At 43.2% G+C, this 6542-nt stretch carries 4 protein-coding genes; 1 reads left to right on the forward strand and 3 read right to left on the reverse strand.

Annotated elements, in window-relative coordinates; all coding sequences use genetic code 11:
- The coding region (locus tag ABY044_RS11995; protein ID WP_373020964.1) for a PAS domain S-box protein at window positions 1–2672 on the reverse strand (2672 nt) is incomplete at its 3' end.
- Window positions 2673–2815: 143 nt separating this feature from the next.
- Window positions 2816–5275: a methyl-accepting chemotaxis protein gene (locus ABY044_RS12000; protein ID WP_373020965.1), complete on the reverse strand. Its 2460-nt coding sequence runs from the start codon at window positions 5273–5275 to the stop codon at window positions 2816–2818.
- 230 nt (window positions 5276–5505) lie between these two features.
- On the opposite strand from ABY044_RS12000, the gene ABY044_RS12005 reads away from it, so the two are divergent.
- A complete protein-coding gene (locus tag ABY044_RS12005) occupies window positions 5506–5970 on the forward strand; it encodes an N-acetyltransferase family protein (protein ID WP_373020966.1) in 465 nt (154 codons plus the stop codon).
- Window positions 5971–6306: 336 nt separating this feature from the next.
- Here ABY044_RS12005 and ABY044_RS12010 read toward each other — a convergent pair.
- Window positions 6307–6542: hypothetical protein (locus tag ABY044_RS12010; protein ID WP_373020968.1), on the reverse strand; the 236-nt coding region annotated here is incomplete at its 5' end.

Genomic DNA, 6542 nt, shown 5'->3' on the forward strand with positions numbered 1-6542 from the left:
ATGGAGTTCGCAGAAATCCAACGAATCGTACCGTCATTAAATTGAATGCGGTATTCTTGGTGCCAAGGAGTCAGATTGTGTTGGGACTCTTTAACAGAGGCGATGAAAGCAGGGAAATCATCGGGGTGGATTAGATCTAACATTTTTATTTCATCGTTGATCACGTCATCCGTTGTAAGTCGAAAGAGGTCGGAAATGGCATCACTGACGAATGGGAAGTTGCCGTGACCGTCAGGAGTCCGTCTATATTGGTAAATCATGCCGGGCAAACGGTCTGCCAGTTTTTTCAGGCGTTCAAATACCTCTTGTTTTTCAGCTTCCGCTTTTTTACGAACTTTTTCATGTGCAAAACTGTTTAGGGCAAAACCGATGTCGGTAGCCATCTCAATCAATAGGTCACGAGCCGGAGCATCGAAAGCGTCAAGCGTATCGGAATAGAGGTTGAGTGTGCCGATGACTTTACTGTTCTGATGTAAGGGAACTGCTGCGGAAGATTGCCAGCCGGCTTGTGAGCCTCTTTCATGCCAGGCGGAAGTGCGGGAATCATTCAAGAAATCCTGGCACCAATATGGACGGTTTTCCCGGAATGCGATGCCTGTCGGCCCTTGTCCGGAAGGCTCGTTTTCGTCGGTTGAGACTTCCAATCCTTCCAGGTATTCCGAATGTTCCCCAAAATAGGCTTTCGGGTAGATTTTGCGGGTATCCTTATCCTGGATTCCGACCCAAGCCATTTTCATGCCTCCGTGCTGCACCGCCACTTTGCAGATTTTGGCATACAGTTCGTCTTCGTTACTGCAGCGAATAATCGCTTCATTGATTTGGCTCATCGCCGAGTAAAGCTTAGTCAATCTTTCGAGATGTAATTCGGCTTTTTTACGTTTGGTAATGTCGCGAGCGACTCCCAAGACACCGATGACTTTGCCCGAGGCGTCTTTCATTGGTGTTTTGATGGTTGAGAAAAGTCCCTTGTATCCGGTATCGGCAAAAGTCAGCCATTCTTCATTTTCAGTTGGTCGATCCTGCTCCATAGCATTGAGGTCATGCTCTCTGAAAAAGTCCGCCGTTTCCTTATCGACAAAGTCATAGTCGGTCTTGCCGACGATTTCATCTTCTTTGGCGCCAAAGAATGCTTCAAAACGCGTGTTGCAGTTCAGGTATATTCCATCGATATTTTTAAGCCAGACCAGGTCGGGTATGGTGTGAAGCAATGTCAGAAGCTGGTTTTGGTTTGCCAGATTCTGTTCGGTTAGATGGGTGAATTCGGTGATGTCTTGAATGGTTGCTAGAAAAAACCGCACGCTGCCATCTTTGTTACGGATACATTTAACATCCAGAATAGCCAGAATAGAGCAGTCGTCTTTGCATTTCAGATGCACTTCCTGGATGAATCCGTTGTAGTTTTGATTCGTGATTAAAGAAAATTTTTCCTGTAGCAGAAAGTAGTGTTGAGGATCGAGGATATCCGACAGACGCTTTTGATCTAATTCATCGGTTGTATAGTTTAGCATTTCGGCTAAGTGGGGGTTGAAGCGTATCCATTTTTCATGCGAGGGATCAAGGATTGCCATACCGATAAAGGGGAGTTCGAAGAAATGCTGGAGTAAATGTTCGGTTTGGCTTTTTTCAGCGGCCAATTCCAGTTGTTGAGCTTGCTTTTGCTTTTGTAGAAACAGTACGAAAGCGATGCCGATGATTACCACGGAAAACAAAGTGGTCAGGCTGAGCCAAAAGATTAAGTCGTGTAAAGAATGTGTGGCCTCGTCCATATCCATTTTGGAGATTAGCATCCAATCGGTGCCGTCAACGGGGTGGTAAGCTGCAAGTACTTCGACGCCGCGATAATCCTTGCCGATCATGGTTCCCTTATTCCGGTTTTGCAATGCGACAGCTGCCGGAAGGTGCTGTTCGGTATTGGACAGTTTGTTTAAATGCAGCTCGTTTTCATTTGATAAGCCTTTGAAAGGGGTTAAATGCTCGATTTTTCCTTCATCGTTTCGAACCAAAACGGTTTTGCCGCTTTTGCTGGGGGTCGGCCAGTGTTGAAGATAGGGAAGGATAAATTGGTTCGGGTCTATATGGATGAGTATCAGAGCAATGACAGAGCTTTCCGGTGTGGAGCGGTCGATCAATGGAATGGAATAATCCAGGTGTGCCGGATGTCCTTTAGCGAAAAGAATGCCGGTGTGCTCGATTGTTTGGAGAGCGATGCTTTTATCTTGCATCCTTAGGCTTTCGATTGAAGGATTGTGTCCCTCTCCGACTTTAACCAGGATTTGTTTGTCGGGGGTCATAAGTGTGATGGAATCGTACTCATAGAGTTGCTGGAAAGCACTGAATAAATCAGAGATCACTGTCGTATGCTTGTCTGTTTTGTTTCCGTTGAGTAGCTGTTTAGAGTGGTCAAGTAAGACTTGATTGGAAGAGATGACTTTGGCGACATTATCTTGTTCATGTAGCCAGCTTTCGATCTGATTGGCTTTCAGTTCTGCGATAGCCGACAACTTGTTTAATGCCTGTTGTTGCATTTCAGGACCGTGATTTGTAATCACGATAATGGCAAAAAACGGCACCATCAGAATCAGAAGCAGAAGCAATAGCCAAGTACGCGAAGGTTTTGAATTATCATGTGAAACTGAAACAAGTCTTGCAGCCGCCATTTTTACCTTAACCATAACAATAATTCTTGGGTATATCTTAAATTAAAGTCGGATTTTACGTAGGGTTTTTTCTTGTTTGACAGGCTAAGCTAGAGCGGAGGAAAGACAGAAGGAAAGGGCCGGCTGTTTAGAAAACCGGCCATTGGTTAAGTTGACTTTTAGTAAGCGGGTAGTGCTATGTTGCTGGTTTTGAATCCGGCAACAGCGGCTTTGAGCTGTTCGCTTTCATGGCTCATTGACTGTGCCGCCGCCGTTGTCTCTTCTACAAGCGCTGCATTTTGTTGGGTTGTATGATCAATTTCAGTTATCGCTTGATTGACTTGTTCAACACCGAATTGCTGCTCTTTAGATGCGGATGAAATTTCGCTGACAATATTGCCGACTTCTTGGATGGACTCATTAATTTCCTGAAGTACACGACTGGTTTCATCGATTTTCTGGCTGCCGTTAGCAATACTGTCACTGGATTGTTCGATCAGATTTTTAATGTCTTTGGCTGCATCGGCTGATTTACCGGCAAGGTTGCGTACCTCCGAAGCGACGACGGCAAAACCTCTGCCGTGTTCGCCGGCACGAGCCGCTTCGACCGCTGCGTTAAGCGCGAGCAGGTTCGTTTGGAACGCAATACTATCGATTAAGCCGATAATCTCTTCAATCTTACTGCTGGAGTCACGAATCTCATTGATCGCTTCAATCGTTTCTTGCATTACGACATGACCTCTTTCAGCTTGTTTGCGAGCATTACTGGAAAGCTGGTCGGCCGTACTGGCATTTTCCGTGTTGTGTTTGATGGTCGAAGTAAGCTCTTCCATAGCCGCCGCCGTTTCTTCCAAAGCTGCCGCTTGATTTTGGGTTCTGTCATTTAAATCGGTATTTCCGTCAGCTACTTCTTGGCTGGCGTTGTTAACCATGTTGGCCGTGTGTAATACATTTCCAATCACTTGATTAAGGTTTGCGCTGCCTTCATTGAAGGCCGATTTGACGCGATCCAATTCACCTTGGTAGTTGCCTTCGATTTGAACGGTTAAGTCCCCGGAGCTTTGAGCGATAATGGCTTCGATAATTTCAGACATAGCCACTTCAAGTTGTTCCACCGATTGGTTAACATTGTTTTTTAGACGATTCATGTCGCCTTTAAGTTCGGTTTCGATACGTCCGTCAAACTGTCCTAGGCTTAATTTACCGATGACGTTGATCAATTCAGTAACGGCGGTGTCCATGCTTTGCATTGCATTGTCGACGTTATTTCTGAAATTGCTCGGGATTTTTTCATCCATTCTCGCGCTAAAGTCGCCGTTACTGATTGCCGTCATGGTTTCGGTGAGTGCATTCATCGTAAACGAAACGCTTTCGGCAGAATGGTTCACTCCGTTTTTAAGTTTAACCAAGTCACCTTGTGCTTCCCCCGAAACACGTATAGAGAAGTCACCCAGTGCGACTTGTGCCAAGACGTGGTTGGACTCGTCGATGATTCCCTTTAAAGTGCCTATAAAGTGATTGAATCGAGACGAGATATCGGCGATTTCATCCTTGCCTATGACTTCAACCTGTAGTGATAGATCACCTGTATTCTCTACTAGGCGCATAGTGTTCTTAAGGCGTTCGATTGATTTGTGTATTTCACGAGTAATCAATGTCGCCAATACAATTACGAAGGTAAATGCGACCAATATGATGGCGATAGCGATTAATAAATTGTAGAAAGCACTTGAAGCGGATTCGTCGGTTGTTTGAATTAAGTCTTCGGTAAGGTGATTTTCAATTGCTTTTAGTTGATTTATTTTTTGGGTAATTGTCTTAAACCAAAGCTGAGAATCAATGCCGAACCCGCCTGTTCCCGCGTTTTGAGATGCAATATCACGCATTTTTTGAACTTTAGGAATCGATGGGTCTTGCATGGCTTGATGGTAAAACGCTAAGTTTTCAGCAGTGGCATTCGTTTCAAATACGTTCATATAGGTGTTTTGTGCCGTTACCAATCCAATGAACTTTTCATAAAATCCCGGTGCGAATCGGTCTTGAGCAAACGTGTTGGTCAAGACGGCTCTTTCAATTCCAGCACGTTCTTTGGATTGCAGTAAATTAGAAAAAGCGACGATTTTTTCCGCAATTAAGGCATCGTGTGTTATCCGAGTTAAAAACTCGATATTGGACAACAGCATTTTGTTTAAAGTGGTGTAGTGAGTCAGTGCTTTTCCTAATGGAATTTTTAAAGATTTAACCTGTTGGCGTACTTGATCGGTTTTCTTTAACTGTTGTAGGCTACTATCAATCAGGCTTCTGAGTTTTTCGCCGAATAGACTTTGATTGATTTGATCGAGAGCCTTTTTTAAGTCTTCACTTTTTTGATCAAAAAGAATTTGTTGTTGTGGTAATTCTTTGGCAAATTTATTGCCGTTAGAGCCTAGGTATCCGGCCGTCATGCCTCGTTCTTTTTGCGATTCATGAACGAGGGCACTCATTTTGGCTCCGACAGCCACGAGCGATGAAATGCGGGACATTTCAGCTTCAACTTGATAAGCCTTGACGGATGCGGCGATTCCAAAATAGAGAGCAATCAACAATGGTACGGTTGCTAATAAAATAAGTTTAGACCGAATGGTTAAGTTGTTTAGCATGACATTTTCCTTCAGTAGCGTTTCTTACAGATGGTCTTAAGGTTCTTAGAGGTAAGTTGAAACACTCTTTGTGTAAGCCTTATAAATAACTGTATTAGTAATTTGACTAATTAAGCTTAGTATTTTACAGGATATTATTTGAATGTATACATGTTTGTAGGGTTTTTTACGTACTTATTGGTAATAAGTATCTATTGATGTTTCTAAAAGGCACATAGGGGGCGGGTGACATGCATATTCGACGGGCGGTTAATTCAGAAATTTCCGATGTTGTTGAATTGATAGGGGATTTATTGAATGAAATTATGGAGGTTATGGGCCAGCCTTTTTTTCAATTTGAGCGGGAAAGAGCGATAGAACAGGCACAAAAGTTTTTGGAGGAAGAAAAATATTTTGTTTTAGTCGCTTGTGATGGAAACAAGGTTGTGGGGATGATTTCCGCTTATGAAAGTTACGCGCTCTATGCGCAAGGCGCCTTTGGAACGATACCGGAGTGTTATGTAATACCCGAGTATCGCGGGCAAAGTGTAGGAAAGCGACTCATTGAGGCAATGATTGAGTTCGCCCGGCATAAAAACTGGCACCGTTTGGAAGTGACAACGCCACCTTTACCGGAGTTTGCAGACTCACTACGCTTTTATGAACAAAATGGATTTGAAATCTCGGGCGGCAAGAAGTTAAAGATTTCTCTGTGATGAGAAGGGAGGGCTTATTGTCGTTAGTAGAGCGGTTTGGGTTATTGTTTGGGATATGGAACGAATTGGTACGTTAACTAGTATGGAAGAAGTTGGATCGAAATTTACTTGATGATTTTTTATGCAATAAAAAAGCCAGGCTTCAAAACACTATAAGTGTATGAAATACCTGGCTTTTGAATATGGCTCCCGATGCTGGACTCGAACCAGCGACATACGGATTAACAGTCATAAAATTAATTAATTCAATGACTTACCGCTTATTCACTCTACATTTTTTGATTTTAAACTACTAAGCACAACTTGAGTGGATGGTTGTGACGTTTTCACTAGATTTTAAGTGCATTCCGGTTTTGAAACGATTATCGACATGCCTGCGCCTTCATGAATCCATTGGTGACAGGCGATATGAAGTTCTTTTTTACTTTCAGAAATGTCAACGTGATAATTGTGGCCAACATCAAACAAAATGTTAGATTTTACAGTTAGTTCATCTTCGCAATAGAGAGTTAACTTAAATCCATCAGTGGCTTGCTCGGCTTTAAAAAAAACATTTTGCCAATTATTAATTC

The sequence above is a fragment of the Thiomicrorhabdus sp. genome (genome assembly GCF_041583835.1).
Classification (GTDB): domain Bacteria; phylum Pseudomonadota; class Gammaproteobacteria; order Thiomicrospirales; family Thiomicrospiraceae; genus Thiomicrorhabdus.